Source organism: Pseudomonas syringae KCTC 12500, from assembly GCF_000507185.2.
GTDB classification, from domain to species: domain Bacteria; phylum Pseudomonadota; class Gammaproteobacteria; order Pseudomonadales; family Pseudomonadaceae; genus Aquipseudomonas; species Aquipseudomonas syringae.
The window spans coordinates 1,251,220-1,268,910 of sequence record NZ_AYTM02000002.1; the positions used below are offsets into that span (position 1 = coordinate 1,251,220).

At 61.1% G+C, this 17,691-nt stretch carries 14 protein-coding genes; 5 read left to right on the forward strand and 9 right to left on the reverse strand.

Going from position 1 to position 17,691, the window contains the following annotated elements; all coding sequences use genetic code 11:
• Positions 1 to 190: 190 nt before the first annotated feature.
• A complete protein-coding gene (gene pmbA, locus V476_RS05995) occupies positions 191 to 1,537 on the reverse strand; it encodes a metalloprotease PmbA (protein WP_003313601.1) in 1,347 nt (448 codons plus the stop codon).
• A 107-nt stretch (positions 1,538 to 1,644) separates the two neighbouring features.
• On the opposite strand from pmbA, the gene yjgA reads away from it, so the two are divergent.
• Positions 1,645 to 2,166 (forward strand): ribosome biogenesis factor YjgA, encoded by a 522-nt coding sequence (gene yjgA, locus V476_RS06000; protein ID WP_003364101.1) that lies wholly within the window; start codon positions 1,645 to 1,647, stop codon positions 2,164 to 2,166.
• A 48-nt stretch (positions 2,167 to 2,214) separates the two neighbouring features.
• Here yjgA and tldD read toward each other — a convergent pair whose 3' ends face one another.
• From tldD to mreB, 8 genes are all read right to left on the reverse strand, one after another.
• Entirely contained in the window at positions 2,215 to 3,654 is a 1,440-nt protein-coding gene (gene tldD / locus V476_RS06005) for a metalloprotease TldD (RefSeq protein ID WP_003413412.1), read from the reverse strand.
• 2 nt (positions 3,655 to 3,656) lie between these two features.
• A complete protein-coding gene (locus V476_RS06010) occupies positions 3,657 to 4,502 on the reverse strand; it encodes a carbon-nitrogen hydrolase family protein (RefSeq protein WP_024648082.1) in 846 nt (281 codons plus the stop codon).
• A 48-nt stretch (positions 4,503 to 4,550) separates the two neighbouring features.
• A complete protein-coding gene (locus V476_RS06015) occupies positions 4,551 to 8,366 on the reverse strand; it encodes a YhdP family protein (RefSeq protein WP_024959673.1) in 3,816 nt (1,271 codons plus the stop codon).
• Positions 8,367 to 8,546: 180 nt separating this feature from the next.
• The gene (rng, locus tag V476_RS06020; RefSeq protein WP_003364105.1) at positions 8,547 to 10,004 is read right to left on the reverse strand and encodes a ribonuclease G; all 1,458 of its coding nucleotides are present in this window, start codon (positions 10,002 to 10,004) and stop codon (positions 8,547 to 8,549) included.
• Positions 10,001 to 10,603: a Maf family protein gene (locus V476_RS06025; protein WP_004416173.1), complete on the reverse strand. Its 603-nt coding sequence runs from the start codon at positions 10,601 to 10,603 to the stop codon at positions 10,001 to 10,003. The genes rng and V476_RS06025 overlap by 4 nt, the downstream gene beginning before the upstream one ends.
• Before the next feature lie 67 nt (positions 10,604 to 10,670).
• On the reverse strand, positions 10,671 to 11,153 hold the full coding sequence (gene mreD / locus V476_RS06030) for a rod shape-determining protein MreD (protein WP_024959672.1): 483 nt from the start codon (positions 11,151 to 11,153) through the stop codon (positions 10,671 to 10,673).
• Positions 11,146 to 12,213 carry a rod shape-determining protein MreC gene (gene mreC, locus V476_RS06035; RefSeq protein WP_003340611.1) on the reverse strand — a complete coding sequence of 356 codons (1,068 nt, stop codon included), beginning with the start codon at positions 12,211 to 12,213 and terminating at the stop codon, positions 11,146 to 11,148. The genes mreD and mreC overlap by 8 nt, the downstream gene beginning before the upstream one ends.
• 231 nt (positions 12,214 to 12,444) lie before the next feature.
• Complete coding sequence (mreB, locus tag V476_RS06040) at positions 12,445 to 13,482, reverse strand: rod shape-determining protein MreB (RefSeq protein WP_002555108.1); 1,038 nt, start codon at positions 13,480 to 13,482, stop codon at positions 12,445 to 12,447.
• A gap of 205 nt (positions 13,483 to 13,687) precedes the next feature.
• On the opposite strand from mreB, the gene gatC reads away from it, so the two are divergent.
• The 4 genes from gatC to V476_RS06060 all read left to right on the forward strand — a co-directional run bounded on the left by gatC (position 13,688) and on the right by V476_RS06060 (position 17,644).
• Positions 13,688 to 13,975 (forward strand): Asp-tRNA(Asn)/Glu-tRNA(Gln) amidotransferase subunit GatC, encoded by a 288-nt coding sequence (gene gatC / locus V476_RS06045; protein ID WP_002555109.1) that lies wholly within the window; start codon positions 13,688 to 13,690, stop codon positions 13,973 to 13,975.
• 14 nt (positions 13,976 to 13,989) lie between these two features.
• Complete coding sequence (gene gatA, locus V476_RS06050; RefSeq protein ID WP_003395221.1) at positions 13,990 to 15,441, forward strand: Asp-tRNA(Asn)/Glu-tRNA(Gln) amidotransferase subunit GatA; 1,452 nt, start codon at positions 13,990 to 13,992, stop codon at positions 15,439 to 15,441.
• 10 nt (positions 15,442 to 15,451) lie between these two features.
• Positions 15,452 to 16,897: an Asp-tRNA(Asn)/Glu-tRNA(Gln) amidotransferase subunit GatB gene (gene gatB, locus V476_RS06055; protein WP_024959671.1), complete on the forward strand. Its 1,446-nt coding sequence runs from the start codon at positions 15,452 to 15,454 to the stop codon at positions 16,895 to 16,897.
• Positions 16,898 to 17,275: 378 nt separating this feature from the next.
• Positions 17,276 to 17,644 carry a septal ring lytic transglycosylase RlpA family protein gene (locus V476_RS06060; protein ID WP_003307318.1) on the forward strand — a complete coding sequence of 123 codons (369 nt, stop codon included), beginning with the start codon at positions 17,276 to 17,278 and terminating at the stop codon, positions 17,642 to 17,644.
• Positions 17,645 to 17,691: the final 47 nt, after the last annotated feature.

A 17,691-nucleotide genomic window follows, 5' to 3' on the forward strand; every position in this document is an offset into this window, starting at 1 on the left:
ACACAAGCGAGTTGATGAGATTGATTCTTGAGGAGGGGATGATGCAAGGCCGCAAACGCTGTCGATCGCTCTTGATCATGGGGCGAAGCGCAGTCGGGATGTGTGACACGGAATGCCGAGAACTGCGCGCCAAAGCCAATGCGGCATTGGCACGCGTTCAGTCAGGTGCGGGGCTGACGAGGCAGGCTGATCAGCTCCCCGCCACGGTCATTCGCTCGATGAGTACCGAGCCGGTGCGGATGTTGCTGCGCAGCTCAAGATCGCTGCCGACGGCGACGATCTGCTTGAACATGTCGCGCATGTTGCCGGCAATGGTCACTTCCTGAACCGGGAACTGAATCTCGCCATTCTCGACCCAGAAGCCTGCCGCGCCGCGCGAATAGTCGCCGGTGACCATGTTCAGGCCACTGCCCATCAGTTCGGTCACCAGCAAGCCGCGTCCCATGCGCCGGATCAGCGCAGCCTGGTCGTCCGAACCGTGGGTGACGAACAGATTATGCACACCGCCCGCGTTGGCGGTGCTCGGCATGCCCAGCTTGCGGCCGGAATACGTGCTCAGCACGTAGGAAACCAGATCCCCACCTTCCACGAATGGTTTGGCGAAGGTCGCCAGACCATCACTGTCGAACGCCGAACTGCCCATCGCATGCTTCAAGTGCGGGCGCTCATCGATGGTCATCCACTCGGGGAACAGGCGCTGACCCAGCGCGCCTTCGAGGAACGACGATTTGCGGTACAGGGTGCCGCCGGAAATCGCACCGAGAAAGCTGCCGAACAGGCCGCCTGCCAACTCCGCAGCAAACAGCACCGGCACTTCACAGGTCGGCACAGGGCGCGCACCCAGACGGCTCGCTGCACGCAACGCAGCCTTGCGACCAATGCTCTGCGCATCGGCCAGCAGCTCGCCCTGGCGGTTGACGTCATACCAGTAATCGCGCTGCATCTGGCCTTCGCCCTCGGCGATCATCACACAGCTGAGGCTGTGCCGCGTTGACGCATAGCCACCGATGAAGCCATTGCTGTTGCCGTATACACGGCAGCCCTGATGGGTATTGAGCGTGGTGCCATCGGCGTTCTTGATGCGGCTGTCGGCATCGAAGGCCGCCGCTTCGCAGAGCAACGCCTTCTCGATGGCTTGCTCGGGCGTGATGTCCCAGGTGTGATAAAGGTCAAAATCCATGACCTCTTTGGCCATCAGCGCAGCGTCGGCCAGCCCGGAGCTTTCATCTTCGGAGGTGTGTTCGGCAATCGCCAGTGCAGCGGCGACCGTTTCACGAATCGCGTCGGCGCCGGTTGCCGACGTGCTGGCCGAGCCCTTGCGCTGCCCGACATACAGGGTGATACCAAAGCCCTGATCGCGGTTGAACTCGACGGTTTCGACTTCACGCTGACGGACCGATGTCGACAGCCCCTGATCCACCGACACGGCGACTTCGCAGGCGCTGGCGCCCTGACGCCGGGCTTCGGCGATGATCTGCTCGACCTGTTCCTGCAGCTCGGGCAAGGCTTGTGGGCCGACGCTTTGGGTTGCACTCATGACTTTCTCCATCAAATTCTTCTTTCAGCACAGGCCGAATACCGACCGGGCCGGACAAGCGGCCCACGACTGGTTATCATGGCGGCGTTTCTTTGCGGACTGCCCCCATGGTTGATTCTTACGACGACTCCCTCGACGGGGAGAAAAGCAAAACCCAGGTCAAACGAGAGCTGCATGCTCTGGTCGACCTCGGCGAGCGACTGACAACACTCAAAGCCGATGTGCTGGCCAAGCTGCCGCTGACCGACGCTTTGCGCAAGGCCCTGGCCGAAGCGCCCAAGCACACGGCGAACATCGCGCGAAAGCGGCATATTCTGTTCATCGGCAAGCTGATGCGCGATCAGGACCAGGAAGCCATTCTGGTGTTGCTGGACCAACTCGATGCCTCCACTCGCCAATACAATGAACGTTTCCACAATCTGGAGCGCTGGCGTGATCGCCTGATCGCGGGCGATGACGCCGACCTCGAGAAATTCGTTGTCGAATACCCCGATGCCGACCGTCAGCAGCTGCGTTCGCTGATCCGTCAGGCGCAACACGAAGTTGCACGCAACAAACCGCCGGCCACCAGCCGCAAAATCTTCAAATACATCCGTGAGCTGGACGAACTTCAACGCGGTCTGCGTTGATTTCGCCCTCGAGGCCGGCAGCAACAAGCAGCCGGCCCCGACTCACATTCAGCTACCGGTGCCACCCACAGTGATCGCGTCGATTTTCAGCGTAGGCTGACCCACACCGACCGGCAGCGACTGGCCATCTTTCCCGCACGTACCGACGCCGCTGTCCAGCGACAGATCGTTACCCACCATCGACACCCTGCTCATGGCTTCCGGCCCGTTACCGATCAAGGTAGCCCCTTTGACCGGCGCAGTAATCTTGCCGTCTTCGATCAAATAGGCCTCACTGGTCGAAAACACGAACTTGCCGCTGGTGATATCCACCTGACCGCCGCCCAGGTTGGCGCAGTAGATGCCGCGCTTCACTGAGGCGATGATTTCCTGCGGATCGCTCTGCCCGCCCAGCATGTAGGTGTTGGTCATGCGCGGCATCGGCAGGTGGGCATAGGACTCGCGACGGCCGTTGCCGGTGCGGGCCACGCCCATCAGGCGTGCATTGAGCTTGTCCTGCATGTAGCCCTTGAGCACGCCGTTCTCGATCAGCGTCGTGCATTCGGTCGGTGTGCCTTCGTCATCGACACTCAGCGAGCCACGACGCCCCGCCAGGGTGCCGTCGTCGACGATGGTGCAGAGTTTCGACGCAACCATCTCGCCCATGCGCCCGCTGTAGGCCGAACTGCCCTTGCGGTTGAAGTCGCCCTCAAGGCCGTGCCCCACCGCTTCGTGCAGCAGCACACCGGACCAGCCTGAGCCGAGCACCACCGGCAAGGTGCCTGCCGGTGCAGGAATCGCTTCCAGGTTGACCAGCGCCTGACGCAGGGCCTCACGGGCATAGCCCATGGCGCGATCGTCGGTCAGGAAATAACGGTAGTCGGTACGCCCACCGCCACCATGCCCGCCCCGCTCGCGACGGCCATTCTGCTCGACGATAACACTGACGTTGAAACGCACCAGCGGGCGCACATCGGCGGCCAGGCTGCCATCCGCGGCGGCCACCAGGATGCGCTCCCAGACACCGGCCATGCTCACCGAAACCTGCTGGATACGCGAGTCCAGCGCACGCGTCGCAACGTCGATGCGCTTGAGCAACTCGACCTTCTCGGCGCGGCTCAGCACTTCCAGCGGGTTATCCGGGGCATACAACTGCGCCACGTCCTGCGAGGTGAAAGCCTGCACGCGACCATTCTGGCCAGCGCGAGAAATGGAGCGCGCGGCCTGTGCAGCGGTGCGCAGGGCCTCGGGGGTGATCGCGTTGCTGTACGCAAAGCCGGTTTTCTCACCCGACTGGGCACGCACGCCCACGCCTTGATCAAGATTGAAACTGCCTTCCTTGACGATCCCGTCTTCGAGCGACCAGGACTCGGAGATCATGCCCTGAAAATACAGATCAGCCGCGTCGATTCCTGGCCCGGCCAGATCGCCCAGCACGGACTGCAGGCTGTCGAGGCTCAGGCCACCGGGTGCCAGAAGGTGTTCGCTGACTGAGGACAGATCACTCATATTCACTCCGAAGCAGGCCGCATGGCGCCCTGCGAAAAAAAGCGCCGGTGACTGGACACCGGCATCCGCGCCCGTATGGACGCCTGTTCTTCACTGTCGCGTGTGGCCAGCAGCACCGCTTCACCCTGCGCCTGCTCGGCCAGTACGCGGCCCCATGGATCAACGATGGCCGCGTGTCCGTAAGTCTCGCGAGGCCCCGGATGGACCCCGCCCTGTGCCGCCGCCAGCACGTAACACTGGGTTTCGATGGCACGCGCGCGGATCAGAATGTCCCAGTGCGCAGCCCCCGTTACCGCAGTGAACGCTGACGGCGCGGTAATAAGCTCAGCACCGGCTTCACGCAGCGCGGTGTACAGCTCGGGAAAGCGCAGGTCATAACAGACGGTCAGCCCCAGACGCCCCACAGGCGTATCGGCTACCACCACCCTGCTCCCATGAGCGTAGTCATCCGATTCACGATAGCGGCCACGATTGTCAGCGACATCCACATCGAACAGATGCAGTTTGTCGTAACGGGCCACCTGCTCACCGTGCTCATCGATCAACAGCGAACACGCCGTCACCTTGCCATCCGGCCGCTCATCCGGCGGCAGTGGCAAGGTTCCGGCAACAATCCATAACTTGAGGTCGCGAGCGGCCAGTTTCAACCATGGCAGGATCGGTCCGTGCCCCTGAGCCTCGGCACGCCCGATATCGGCGACGTCGCGGCGCCCCATTGCGACGAAGTTTTCGGGCAGTACCGCCAGCCGCGCGCCACCTTCGGCTGCCTGTTCCAGCAGACGTCGGGCGCTGGCCAGATTGGCCAGGACATCGCTTTGGCTGACCATTTGAATCACCGCGAAGGACATGGCAACCCGCTCCTGAATGACATGGCCACCACTGTACTCCATGAGACGCTATTGGGGCTTTTCAAATGGCTTGTCGAACGTGATCTTCGGCTCTTTCCAGGGCCCTTCGACCTTGTATTGCACGCTGGCGAAACGCGCAACCCGGTCGCCCAGCAGCTTGTCGACCAGAAACAGTGCCCCGCCAATGGCGGGCGCGCCGACAATCAGCGCAGCGATAGGCAGATTATTGGTCACCGGCAAGGTCACCAGCAGCTTCGCATCGACACGATCGCGAACCATGTCCAGCGTCCCGTTGAGCTCCAGATTGCTCGACGGCCCGGTCAGGGTGATCGGGTTGCGCGTCACATAGACACCGTCGCTGGCCACCAGCAGCCCTTTGACCCGGTCGTAGCTCAGGCCTTTGCCCAGCAGGTCGGAGAAGTCCAGGCGCAGACGCCGGCCGATGGAGTTGAAATTCAACAGCCCGAACACCCGTAACGCCTGAGCACCGCCCTCGACCTCAACAAACTGGCCTCTGTTGAGCGTGGCATCCAGGCTGCCGGAATAGCGCTTCAGACCGACCCAGGCAGGCGAACCCGGCCAGCGTCCGTCCACGTTCATCTCGAAGCGTTCACTGGTGACAGTGGGTGCGAAGTTCCAGGCCTTGAGCACATCCGCGAGGTTCTTGCCTGCCAGACGGCCTTTGAACGAACTGCTGCTGGCCCCGGGCGTACCCTCCCAGGTAGCGTCACCCTCCAGCAGAATGCCTTTGAGCCCCAGGCTCATGTCCGACATGCGCATGCCGGCAGGTGTCGGCCGGGTTTTCAATGCCCAGGCCCCGAGCAACTGATCACCCTGAAACAGCTGGGAGATCTTCACGTCCAGCGCAGGGATATTGTGCGGGTCGATATCCGCCAGAGGATCAGGCGCGTTTTCCACCACGGTCGCTGTCGGATCGGATGCAGGCAGTCGAACGTAGAGCATGTTGACGCCGATCGGTGCAGACTTGGCGTCGGGCAGCGTTGCTGTGCCCTTGGCCAGCGCGCTGTCCAGCGACAGGGCCCAAGCTGCCGCGTTGCGCTGCAACTGGACACGCACGTCATTGAGTGTGGTGCCCATCGCGGTCAGTTTGCCGATCTGCAGATCAACGCTGTTAAGCAGTTGTTTTGCGTTGCCGCCCGGATCATTCCCCGTGTAGCGAGCGGCCAGTTCCTGCCAGGGCGCGATGTCCAGTTCGGACAACTCCCCGCGGATCCGCAAGCCCTTGGCGTCCGGCACGATCGCCCCGCCGCGCCCCAGATAAAGCTCGCCACGACCTTCGGCAAACTTGCCATTCGGTGCTGCGAACGCAAAGTTGGCCTGATCGTTATAGGCCGCGCCGAGCCTGCGCTCCGCGCCTTGCAGGGTCATGCGGAATTCGCTGGGACGCTCCTGATCGGCGGTCTTGCCAAACGGTGCGGGCAAATCGATCGCCACGCCCTTGAGGGTGGAGTTGATTACCAGCGGGCTGTCCTTGCTGTCCAGAATCAGCTGCAACTGATACGGCAGGTCACCGGAGACCGGCAACGGCTGGGTCACGTTCAGCCAGTCGGTGAGCCGCTTCACGGTGATTTGCCCGTTCGCCACAATGCGCGTCACGTTGTCGCCAGGCTTGCCCTCGGCGGCGATCTCTGCGGTGACAGGGCGATCGAATGCCTGGGCCTTGATGCCCTTGCCGCTCAGCCCGCTGGAGCTGTCAAAACGGAAGTCGCCTTTCAGGCGGGTCAGCTCCAGCACCGGGTCAGCCAGTTTCAAGCGCGCATTGTCGGTGCTGAAGTCCACCACGACCTTTGGCTCGACGCCCTTGGCCAGCGGTATATCCAGCTTCAGCTTGCCGTCCAGAGGGCCCTCGCCCTGCCATCCGGCAAACGTGCTGCCCGTACCGATGGGCGCCTGCTGGAGAATCTTCAGGCCGTCGACCAGATTTCCGGAGAAATTACCGTCCACCAGCAGGTGACTGTCCTGACCTGACGGCACATGAGGAATATTGACCAGCACGTTGCTGACCTTGGTATCCAGCAACTGGCCTTTGCTTGCCTTGACACGTACACCGCTGTTTTCGACGTAGACCTTGCCATCCACCCCGGTCAGCGACGGCCAGCCCGGCTGGAACGCCAGTGTTGCGTTGCTGACATCGAAGAACAGACTAATGACACGCGCCGTATCGGGCGAGTTCTTGTTCAGCGACCCTTGATACTGGAAGAAACCCTGCTTGACCGCGCCACTCACCACGGCGGTGCGCAGCCAATGATCAAGCTCCGGACTGAGCGCTGTCGGCAGGTACTTGCTGGTGTAACGGCCGTCGCCGTCAACCATGCCGACCCGCAGGTCCATGTAGTCTTCCTGATCATGATTGAGATGAATTTTGATCAAAAAGTCCGCCGCAATCTTGCCTTCGTCGCCGAGCACCTTGATGTACGGGGCGATCAGCGTAAACGCCTGGTCATCCAGTTTCCAGGTCAGACGGGCATTGGCCTTCTGGTAACGCCAGGGTTTGGCGAAGATCGGGTCCAGGTGCAGCATGAAGTCGTCGGTGTCGAGGCGCAGCTCGCCCTGCCCCAGATCACCGCTGATGGCACCGGTGACATTTCCGGCCGCAGGCGCCCCGCGATACGCGTTGAAACCCACCCTGTCCAGATTGGCGGCAAAGCTCAGGCGCTTGTCGCCGACTGCCTGCGGCCGGTAGTCGAGCAGCACGTTATGCAGCCCGCCTGTCACCTTGAGGCCGTCGACCACTGCCATGGCCTTGTCAGGCAGGGGCGCGAGCGAGTCGATCAGCGGCGTGACAGGCGTCAGGTCCAGACGATCCGCCTGTACATGCCAGAGCTCTTCGCTGTCAGGGGTCGCGGCGGTTTGCGTCAGTTGCACACGGCTTTCCCAACGCGTGTCGCCAAGGCTCATCGCCAGTGAATCGAGGTTCAGGTCGAAACCTGTATCAGTCCGTGCAAACCATGCGTTCAGCGCAAGGTTATCGATCGTCGAGGGTTTGCGACCGGCATAAACGCCTTTGACCTGCGGTGCATTGAGGCGCGTGGTCGCGCTTTGCACGGTGCCCTTGCCCCAACTCAACCAGACCTCGCCGCCGGCCTGCAGCTTCGACAGTGTCCATTCGCGAGTGAGGCTTTTCGGCAGCCACTTGGCCCAGTCGCTTTGCGGCAGGCTGGCGTAGACGTCGGCCTCGCCGTCCTTCCACTGACTGGCCTGGATGCGCGAGCGCACGTTGAGCGCGACCGGCTGACCATCCGGCAGGGTCAGGCGTGCGTCAAGTCGCTGGGCGTAGCTGCCGGTGTCCAGACTGAGGTTTACATAGGTGAGGGTCAGCGGCGCGGCGTCAAACGGTTGCACCGTGACCTGGCTGTCGAGCAACGACAGATGCGCGACCATCTGCATCTGCCTGAGCACCTGCTCGGGGTCGAACGGGCTGTCGTTGTGCACCGGCAAGCCCTGAACCGACCATGCGCCGCCCTTATCCTGCCTGAGGCTGAACTGCAGGCCGTCCACCTCGAGATGAGCGATCCGCATGTCACGCGCCAGCAGGCTCTCCCAAAGGTCAGGAACAACCCTTACGCGATCCAGACGAAGGGCACTGGCACCCTCGCCGACCATCACGTCGTGGGCCAGCAGTACCGGGGCAAAGCGGCTCCAGCTGCCCTCCAGGCTGCCGATGCTCAGCGGTATGCCCAGCGCGCTGCTGGCACGGGTTTCCACGTCGACACGGTATTCGGCAACCAGCGGCGTCAATTGACGGCCGAGACTCACGTACAGCGCCGCAAGCACCAAAATCAGTGCGCACAGGCTCAGCCCCCAGCGGGTCAGGGTTGCGACGAGGCGAGGAAGACGTCCCATCTCAGGAGGCCCTCCACTGCGGGGTGCAAGGAGCAGAGTCGGCGAACGGATTCCGGCTCGGATGCGCAGGTGCGGTCAGGTACAGGTTTTGCTCATTCGCCACGCATCATTCTCGATAAAACGGCATACCTGCCAGAAACCCTTAGGGCACTTGTCATAGATTTCAAACGATCAGCACCCTCAGAGCAGCACCACGTCGTATTGTTCCTGCGAGTACATGGTTTCTACCTGAAAACGGATAGTGCGGCCAATAAAGCTCTCCAGTTCAGCCACGTTACCGGACTCCTCGTCGAGCAGGCGATCCACCACGCGCTGATTGGCCAGAACACGATAGCCCACTGCCTGATAGGCCCTGGCCTCGCGAAGGATTTCCCGGAAGATTTCGTAGCAGATGGTCTCGGGGGTCTTCAGCTTGCCCCGCCCTGCGCAGCAATGACACGGTTCGCACAGCACCTGTTCGAGACTTTCGCGGGTGCGCTTGCGGGTCATCTGCACCAGACCCAGTTCGGTGATGCCGATGATGTTGGTCTTGGCGTGATCGCGTTCCAGCTGCTTCTCAAGCGTGCGCAGCACCTGACGCTGGTGTTCACCGTCTTCCATGTCGATGAAATCGATGATGATGATGCCGCCCAGATTGCGCAGGCGCAGCTGCCGGGCGATGGCCGTGGCAGCTTCCAGGTTGGTCTTGAAGATGGTTTCTTCGAGGTTGCGATGCCCCACGAACGCGCCGGTGTTGACGTCGATGGTGCTCATCGCTTCGGCTGGATCGATGACCAGATAGCCGCCCGACTTGAGCGGCACCTTGCGCTCGAGCGCTTTCTGGATTTCGTCCTCGACCCCATAAAGGTCGAAGATCGGCCGCTCGCCCGGATAGTGCTCAAGCCTGTCGGCGATTTCCGGCATCAGCTCGGCCACGAACTGAGTCGTTTTCTGAAAGGTTTCCCGCGAGTCGATACGGATCTTCTCGATGCGCGGGCTGACCAGATCGCGCAAGGTGCGCAGCGCCAGGCCCAGATCTTCGTAAATCACCGTGGGTGGGCTGACCGTCTTGATCTGCTCGCCGATCTGATCCCAGAGCCTGCGCAGATAGCGGATATCCATCAGGATTTCATCAGCCCCGGCGCCTTCGGCAGCGGTGCGCAGAATGAAACCTCCAGCTTCCTTGATACCTTCCTGGGCAACACAATCGCTGACCACTTTCTTGAGTCGTTCGCGCTCGGCTTCGTCCTCGATTTTCAGCGAGATGCCCACATGCGCGGTGCGCGGCATGTACACCAGATAACGCGACGGAATGGAGAGTTGCGTGGTCAGCCGTGCGCCCTTGCTGCCGATCGGGTCTTTGGTGACTTGCACGACAAGGCTCTGGCCATCATGTACCAGCGACGCGATGCTCTCGACCGCAGGCCCTTCACGCATGGATATTTCCGATGCATGAATGAACGCCGCGCGATCCAGACCAATGTCGATGAACGCCGCCTGCATGCCGGGAAGCACCCGCACAACCTTGCCTTTGTAGATATTGCCGACGATGCCGCGACGCTGGGTGCGCTCGACGTGCACCTCTTGCAGAACCCCGTTTTCCACTACGGCCACGCGCGATTCCATCGGCGTGATGTTGATCAGAATCTCTTCACTCATGACTTGTCACCTTCCAGGCATTGCCAGCAGGGTATGCCGAAATGGCCAAGCAGTTCTGCGGTTTCGCACAGGGGCAGACCCACCACCCCAGAATAGCTACCTTGCAGACCCTCGACGAAAATCGCTGCCAACCCCTGGATGGCATAGCCGCCAGCCTTGTCGGCGGGCTCACCACTGGTCCAGTAGGCTTGGGCTTCATGGGTTTGAATCGGGCGAAAGCGCACACGACTGGTAACAATACGGGTTTCGCTGCGTTGCCGATCACAGAGCGCCACAGCCGTCAGTACGTCATGCTCGCGCCCGGACAGGGCCATGAGCATGGCCAGCGCATCCGCTTCATCGACCGGCTTGCCGAGAATGCGTCCATCGAGCACCACCGCCGTGTCGGCCCCCATCACGCAGGCCTGCTGTTCGGCTGACAGCACGGATAGCCCAGCCTGAGCCTTGCCCAGCGCAAGACGCTCGACATAGGCAGCCGGGGTTTCATGGTCGAAAGGAGTTTCGTCGATCTGAGCGCTCAGTACGGTAAAGGGCACACCGATCTGAGTCAGAAGTTCGCGGCGGCGCGGCGAGCCAGAAGCCAGATAAAGCGAGGGCATAAGGACATCTCCGTGTCTGTACGGGTGAGCGCGAACAACGCAGCGAGGCGTCGCGCTCACCTTGCGCTTAATTGATTTTCAAACGTTTGCGCAATCCACGCAGGCCATAACTGATCCAGGGCCACAACAGAGCGCTGACCAACGCGGGCAGCACCAGCGCCAGCGTAGGCTGACGGTTGCCGGTCAGCGCACTCAGCCAGAGCTGCGCCAGACCGAATACCACCAATAGCACCAGGCACTGTTGCCACATCGGAAACATGCGCAGGCGCTGCTGCAGGGACATCACCAGAAAGGTAATCAGACTGAGGATCAGGGCATTCTGGCCAAGCAATGTGCCGTACAGAACATCCTCCATCAGGCCCAGTATCCACGCGGTGGTCATACCGTATTTGTGCGGCAGCGCCAGAACCCAGAAGGTCAGCAGCAGAGCCAGCCACAGCGGCCGGAAGATTTCCATGAATTGCGGCAGCGGCGAAACGCTCAGCAGCAGACCGATCGCAAACGTCAGCCAGACCACCCAGCCGTTGCGCCCGGAAACATGACTAACCATCGATAGGCTCCCGGGCAGTGGAAGGTCTGGAGGCAGGCGGCTGTGACGCCGCGGGCCGGGCAGCAGGCCTTGCAGGTGTCGCGGGCGTTGCCGCCGGTGCAGGTGTTGCCGACTGCGCCGCCGGCTTGTGCGTCAGCGTGCTGCCCGGAAAGACCGGAACGAATGCCTGCGGCCACATCGGGAAAGCCGGTGTCGGCGGCGGCAGTGTTGCCATCACGGAAGGCTCGACGCCCTTGTCGAGGGATTCCTGTGCTTGCGCCGCATCGGCAGCGCGCTCTTCAGGCGAGCGACCGTCAGAGAACACCAGCAACAGATAGCGACTGCGATTCAACGCGGCGGTTGGCACCGCTCGAACGATCGCGAACGGCTGGCCGGAGTCGTGAATCACTTCCTTGACCGTCGCCACCGGGTAACCGGCCGGGAAACGCTGACCAAGGCCCGAACTGACCAGTAGATCGCCTTCCTTGATGTCTGCGGTATCCGCCACATGCCGAAGCTCCAGACGCTCCGGGTTACCGGTGCCACTGGCGATGGCACGCAGACCGTTGCGGTTGACCTGCACCGGGATGCTGTGGGTCGTGTCAGTCAGTAGTAGAACGCGTGAGGTATAGGGCATCAATTCGACCACCTGCCCCATCAGGCCGCGCGCATCGAGCACAGGCTGGCCGAGCACCACGCCGTCGCGTTCGCCCTTGTTGATGATGATGCGATGGGTGAAGGGGTTCGGGTCCATGCCGATCAACTCGGCGACCTCGACCTTTTCGTTGACCAGCGCCGAAGAGTTCAGCAGCTCACGCAGCCGAACGTTCTGCTCGGTCAGTGCCGCCAGCTTTTGCAGGCGACCTTGCAAAAGCAGGGCTTCGGTCTTGAGTTTTTCGTTTTCGGCGATCAGCTCTGTGCGGCTGCCGAACTGACTGGCGACGCCTTGATACAGACGCTGTGGCAGGTCGACGATCCAGTAGGACTGCATGAGCACCATCGACATCTGGCTGCGCACGGGCTTGAGGATCGTAAAGCGGGCGTCGACAACCATCAACGCAACCGACAGAACGGCCAGCACCAGCAGACGTACACCCAGCGACGGGCCTTTTGAGAAAAGCGGTTTAATAGGCCGCTCCTCCGGGGCATGCGATCGTTGGATCGAACTTCGATTGGCAATTATTCATGCGGTATATAACCGGCCTGGACAAATGAAAGAGATAGGCACCCTGTTTCGGCGTCAGCCTGATGCATACAGGTAGCATATCCGCCACCTGCATACAAAAGACTCCGTGAAAGGCACCCCGGCGAATTATTCGCTGGAGAGCAGATCCATGGTGTGCTTATCCATCATTTCCAGCGCACGGCCACCGCCACGCGCCACACAGGTCAGCGGGTCTTCGGCGACGATCACCGGCAGACCGGTTTCCTGCGCCAGCAACTTGTCCAGATCACGCAACAGCGCACCACCACCGGTCAGGACCAGGCCACGCTCGGCGATGTCCGAGGCCAGTTCCGGAGGCGATTGCTCCAGAGCGCTCTTGACCGCCTGAACGATGGTCGCCAGCGACTCCTGCAGTGCCTCGAGCACTTCATTGGAGTTCAGGGTGAACGCACGTGGAACGCCTTCGGCCAGGTTGCGGCCACGGACGTCGACTTCACGCACTTCACCGCCCGGATAGGCAGTACCGATTTCCTGCTTGATGCGCTCGGCAGTCGATTCGCCGATCAGGCTGCCGTAATTGCGGCGCACGTAGGTGATGATCGCTTCGTCGAAACGGTCACCGCCGACCCGTACGGATTCGGCATACACCACACCGTTCAGGGAGATCAGGGCGATTTCGGTGGTACCGCCGCCGATGTCGACAACCATCGAACCGCGAGCTTCTTCCACCGGCAGACCGGCACCGATTGCAGCGGCCATCGGTTCTTCGATCAGGAATACTTCGCGTGCGCCTGCACCCAGGGCCGACTCGCGAATGGCGCGACGCTCGACCTGAGTGGATTTGCACGGAACGCAGATCAGCACACGAGGGCTGGGCTGCAGAAAGCTGTTTTCATGAACCTTGTTGATGAAGTACTGCAACATTTTTTCGCAGACGCTGAAGTCGGCGATAACGCCGTCTTTCATTGGACGAATGGCTGCGATGTTGCCTGGAGTACGGCCCAGCATGCGCTTGGCTTCGGTACCGACGGCCACGACACTCTTCTGGTTGCCGTGAGTACGAATGGCAACGACAGAGGGTTCATTCAGAACGATACCGCGCTCACGCACGTAAATAAGGGTGTTGGCAGTGCCCAGGTCGATGGATAGATCACTGGAAAACATGCCACGCAGTTTCTTGAACATGGGAAAGGGACCCTAGGGAACGCGTGGTAAAAAAAGTGCGGCAAACTCTAACAACGACAGGGATTTTGGGCAAGGAGCCAATATGCTAAATTGGCGGTTTTCCGAACACTACCCTCGACGTTAGCGGCTTGAGACAGTAATAACGCGATAGTGTTCCGCAATTGGCAACAAAGCAAATCCATAAGCATTCCACTGGAGATACCCCATGGCGCTTGAACGCTCCGACGTGGAAAAGATCGCTCATCTGGCCCGACTGGGTCTCAATGACGCCGATATCCCGCGTACCACCGAAGCACTTAACAGTATTCTTGGGCTGGTCGATCAGATGCAAGCGGTCGACACCACTGGCATCGAGCCGCTGGCTCACCCGCTGGAAGCCACCCAGCGCCTGCGCGAAGACGCCGTCACCGAGCGAAATCGTCGTGACACTTACCAAGCCATCGCACCAGCGGTCCAAGACGGGCTGTATCTGGTTCCGAAAGTCATCGAGTAAGGGAAAGCGCCTGCATGCATCAAATGACTCTGGCCGAGATCGCTCGCGGACTCGCCGATAAAAAGTTTTCTTCCGAAGAGCTGACTCGCGTTCTGCTGTCGCGCATCGCGACGCTCGACCCGCAGCTCAACAGCTTCATCAGCCTCACCGAAGACCTGGCCATCACCCAGGCGCAGGCGGCAGACGCGCGCCGTGCAGCCGGTGAAAACGGCCCGCTGCTCGGTGCCCCGCTGGCCCACAAGGACCTGTTCTGCACCCAGGGCATCCGCACCAGCTGCGGCTCGCTGATGCTCGACAATTTCAAGGCACCCTATGACGCCACGGTCGTTTCGCGTCTGGCATCGGCCGGTACAGTGACGCTGGGCAAGACCAACATGGACGAATTCGCCATGGGCTCGGCCAACGAATCCAGCCATTACGGCGCGGTGAAAAACCCGTGGAACCTGGAATGCGTCCCTGGCGGTTCTTCGGGCGGCTCGGCAGCTGCTGTTGCTGCACGTCTGTTGCCCGCCGCGACCGGCACCGACACCGGTGGCTCGATTCGCCAGCCTGCAGCGTTGACCAACCTCACGGGCCTCAAGCCGACCTATGGCCGCGTATCGCGCTGGGGCATGATTGCCTACGCATCCAGCCTCGATCAGGCGGGACCGATGGCACGCACGGCCGAAGATTGCGCACTGCTGCTGCAAGGCATGGCCGGTTTCGACCCGCAGGACTCGACCAGCATCGACGAGCCGGTTCCGGACTACTCCGCCAGCCTCAATACCTCGCTCAAGGGCCTGCGTATCGGTGTGCCGAAAGAATATTTCAGCGCAGGCCTCGACCCACGCATCGCGCAGCTGGTGCATGAAAGTGTCAAGGAGCTTGAAAAGCTCGGCGCGATCGTCAAGGAAGTCAGTCTGCCTAACCTGCAGCACGCGATCCCGGCCTACTACGTCATCGCCCCAGCAGAAGCCTCGTCCAACCTGTCGCGCTTCGACGGGGTGCGTTTCGGCTACCGCTGCGAAGACCCGAAAGACCTGACTGATCTGTACAAGCGCTCTCGCGCCGAAGGCTTCGGCCCGGAAGTCCAGCGACGCATCATGGTTGGCGCCTACGCGCTGTCGGCGGGTTACTACGACGCCTACTACCTGCAGGCGCAGAAAATCCGTCGCCTGATCAAGAACGATTTCATGAGTGCGTTCGCCGATGTCGACGTGATTCTCGGCCCGACCACGCCCAACCCGGCCTGGAAAATCGGCGCCAAGACCAACGATCCGATTGCCGAATACCTGGAAGACTTCTACACCATCACCGCCAACCTGGCGGGCCTGCCTGGCTTGTCCATGCCTGCGGGCTTCGTCGACGGTCTGCCGGTCGGCGTGCAGCTGCTCGCTCCGTATTTCCAGGAAGGCCGTCTCTTGAATGTGGCGCATCAGTATCAGCAAGTCACCGACTGGCACACTCGCGCACCTGAAGGCTTCTGAGGAGAAACACATGCAATGGGAAGTCGTCATCGGGCTGGAGATTCATACCCAGCTTTCGACCCAATCAAAGATTTTTTCCGGTAGCGCGACCACGTTCGGCTCCGAGCCCAACACGCAGGCCAGCCTCGTCGACCTGGGCATGCCTGGCGTATTGCCGGTGCTGAACAAGGAAGCCGTGCGCATGGCCGTCAAGTTCGGCCTGGCAGTGAACGCCGAAATCGGCCAGCACAACGTGTTTGCCCGCAAGAACTACTTCTACCCGGACCTGCCCAAGGGCTATCAGATCAGCCAGATGGAGCTGCCGATTGTCGGCAAGGGCCACCTGGACATCCCCCTTGAAGACGGCACCGTCAAGCGCATCGGCATCACCCGTGCGCACCTGGAAGAGGATGCGGGCAAGAGCCTGCACGAAGACTTCCAGGGCATGACCGGTATCGACCTGAACCGTGCCGGCACCCCGCTGCTGGAGATCGTTTCCGAGCCGGACATGCGCAACGCCAAGGAAGCCGTGGCTTACGTCAAGGCCATCCACGCGATTGTCCGCTACCTGGGCATCTGTGACGGCAACATGGCCGAAGGTTCGCTGCGCTGCGACTGCAACGTATCGATTCGTCCGAAGGGCCAGGTCGAGTTCGGCACGCGCTGCGAGATCAAGAACGTCAACTCGTTCCGCTTCATCGAAAAAGCGATCAACAGCGAGATTCAGCGCCAGATCGATCTGATCGAAGACGGTGGCAAGGTTATCCAGCAGACGCGCCTGTATGACCCGAACACCAACGAAACCCGCGCCATGCGCAGCAAGGAGGAAGCCAACGATTACCGCTACTTCCCCGACCCGGATCTGTTGCCGGTGATCATCGAGGACTCGTTCCTCGAAGAAACCCGCGCCACCTTGCCAGAGCTGCCGCCGCAGAAACGCGAACGCTTCCAGAGCCAGTTCGGTCTGTCGACCTACGACGCAAGCGTACTGGCTTCGAGCCGCGAGCAGGCTGACTACTTCGAAAAAGTGGTGAGCATCAGCGGTGACGCCAAACTGGCAGCCAACTGGGTCATGGTCGAGCTGGGCAGCCTGCTGAACAAGCAGGGCTTGGAGATCGACCAGTCGCCGGTCAGTGCAGAGCAGTTGGGCGGCATGCTCAAACGCATCACCGACAACACCATTTCCGGCAAGATCGCGAAAATGGTCTTCGAGGCAATGGCCAATGGTGAAGGCAGTGCTGATGAAGTCATCGAAAAGCGCGGCCTGAAGCAGGTCACCGACAGCGGCGCCATTGAATCGATGCTCGACGAGGTGCTGGCAGCCAACGCGGAACAGGTCGAACAGTATCGTGCAGCGGACGAAGCCAAACGCGGCAAGATGTTCGGTTTCTTTGTCGGTCAGGCGATGAAAGCCTCCAAAGGCAAGGCCAACCCGCAGCAGGTCAATGAGCTGCTGAAGGCCAAGCTGGAGGGCTGATCCGCGTCACTCTCGTTCCCACGCTATGCGATCAGCGTCATACACGAGTCTTGTGGGAGCGAGCTTGCTCGCGAATAGGCCGGTACAGCCTCTAGAGACAGGGCGTTTGGACCAAGGTCTTCGTGAGCAAGCTCACTCCCACAGAGGTCTTTATTCACATCGCGATTATGGTCAAAGACCCCGCCTTCTGGGCTCTTCATGACTTGTGTATAACGATGAGCGCTCTGTGTGGGAATGCAGTTCCGGACGCTCTGCGTCCGCTGTCGAGTACGCGCTGCGACACCGGGTTATGACGCGGAGCGTCACGAAATGCATGCCGACATGGAGCCTTGGCACGAGCGTCAACCACAACTACTCCGGCACTCAGGAACCCACCCCATGCGCCGCCTTATTTTTGCCTGCAGCCTGCTGACGTTATTGGCAGGATGCGCTAATCACATCATCGACCCCCATGGTTATGACGAGACCGGCACCGCCGCTTATTACGGCGCCCGCCATCATGGCAACCGCACTGCCAGCGGCGAACCGTTCAATCAGAATGCGCTGACCGCTGCGCATCGACAGCTGCCTTTCGGCACGCGCGTTAAAGTCACCAACCTCGACAACGACAGGTCGGTAGTGGTACGCGTCAACGATCGCGGCCCTCACACGCGCGGCCGTCTGATCGATGTCTCTCGCGAAGCGGCCGAACAACTGGGTATGCTGCGCAGCGGGACAGCGCCAGTCCGCGTACAGGCCCTGGATTAACCCCGACTCTCGATCACCTCCGATAAGGACACTCGTATTCTCCAGCT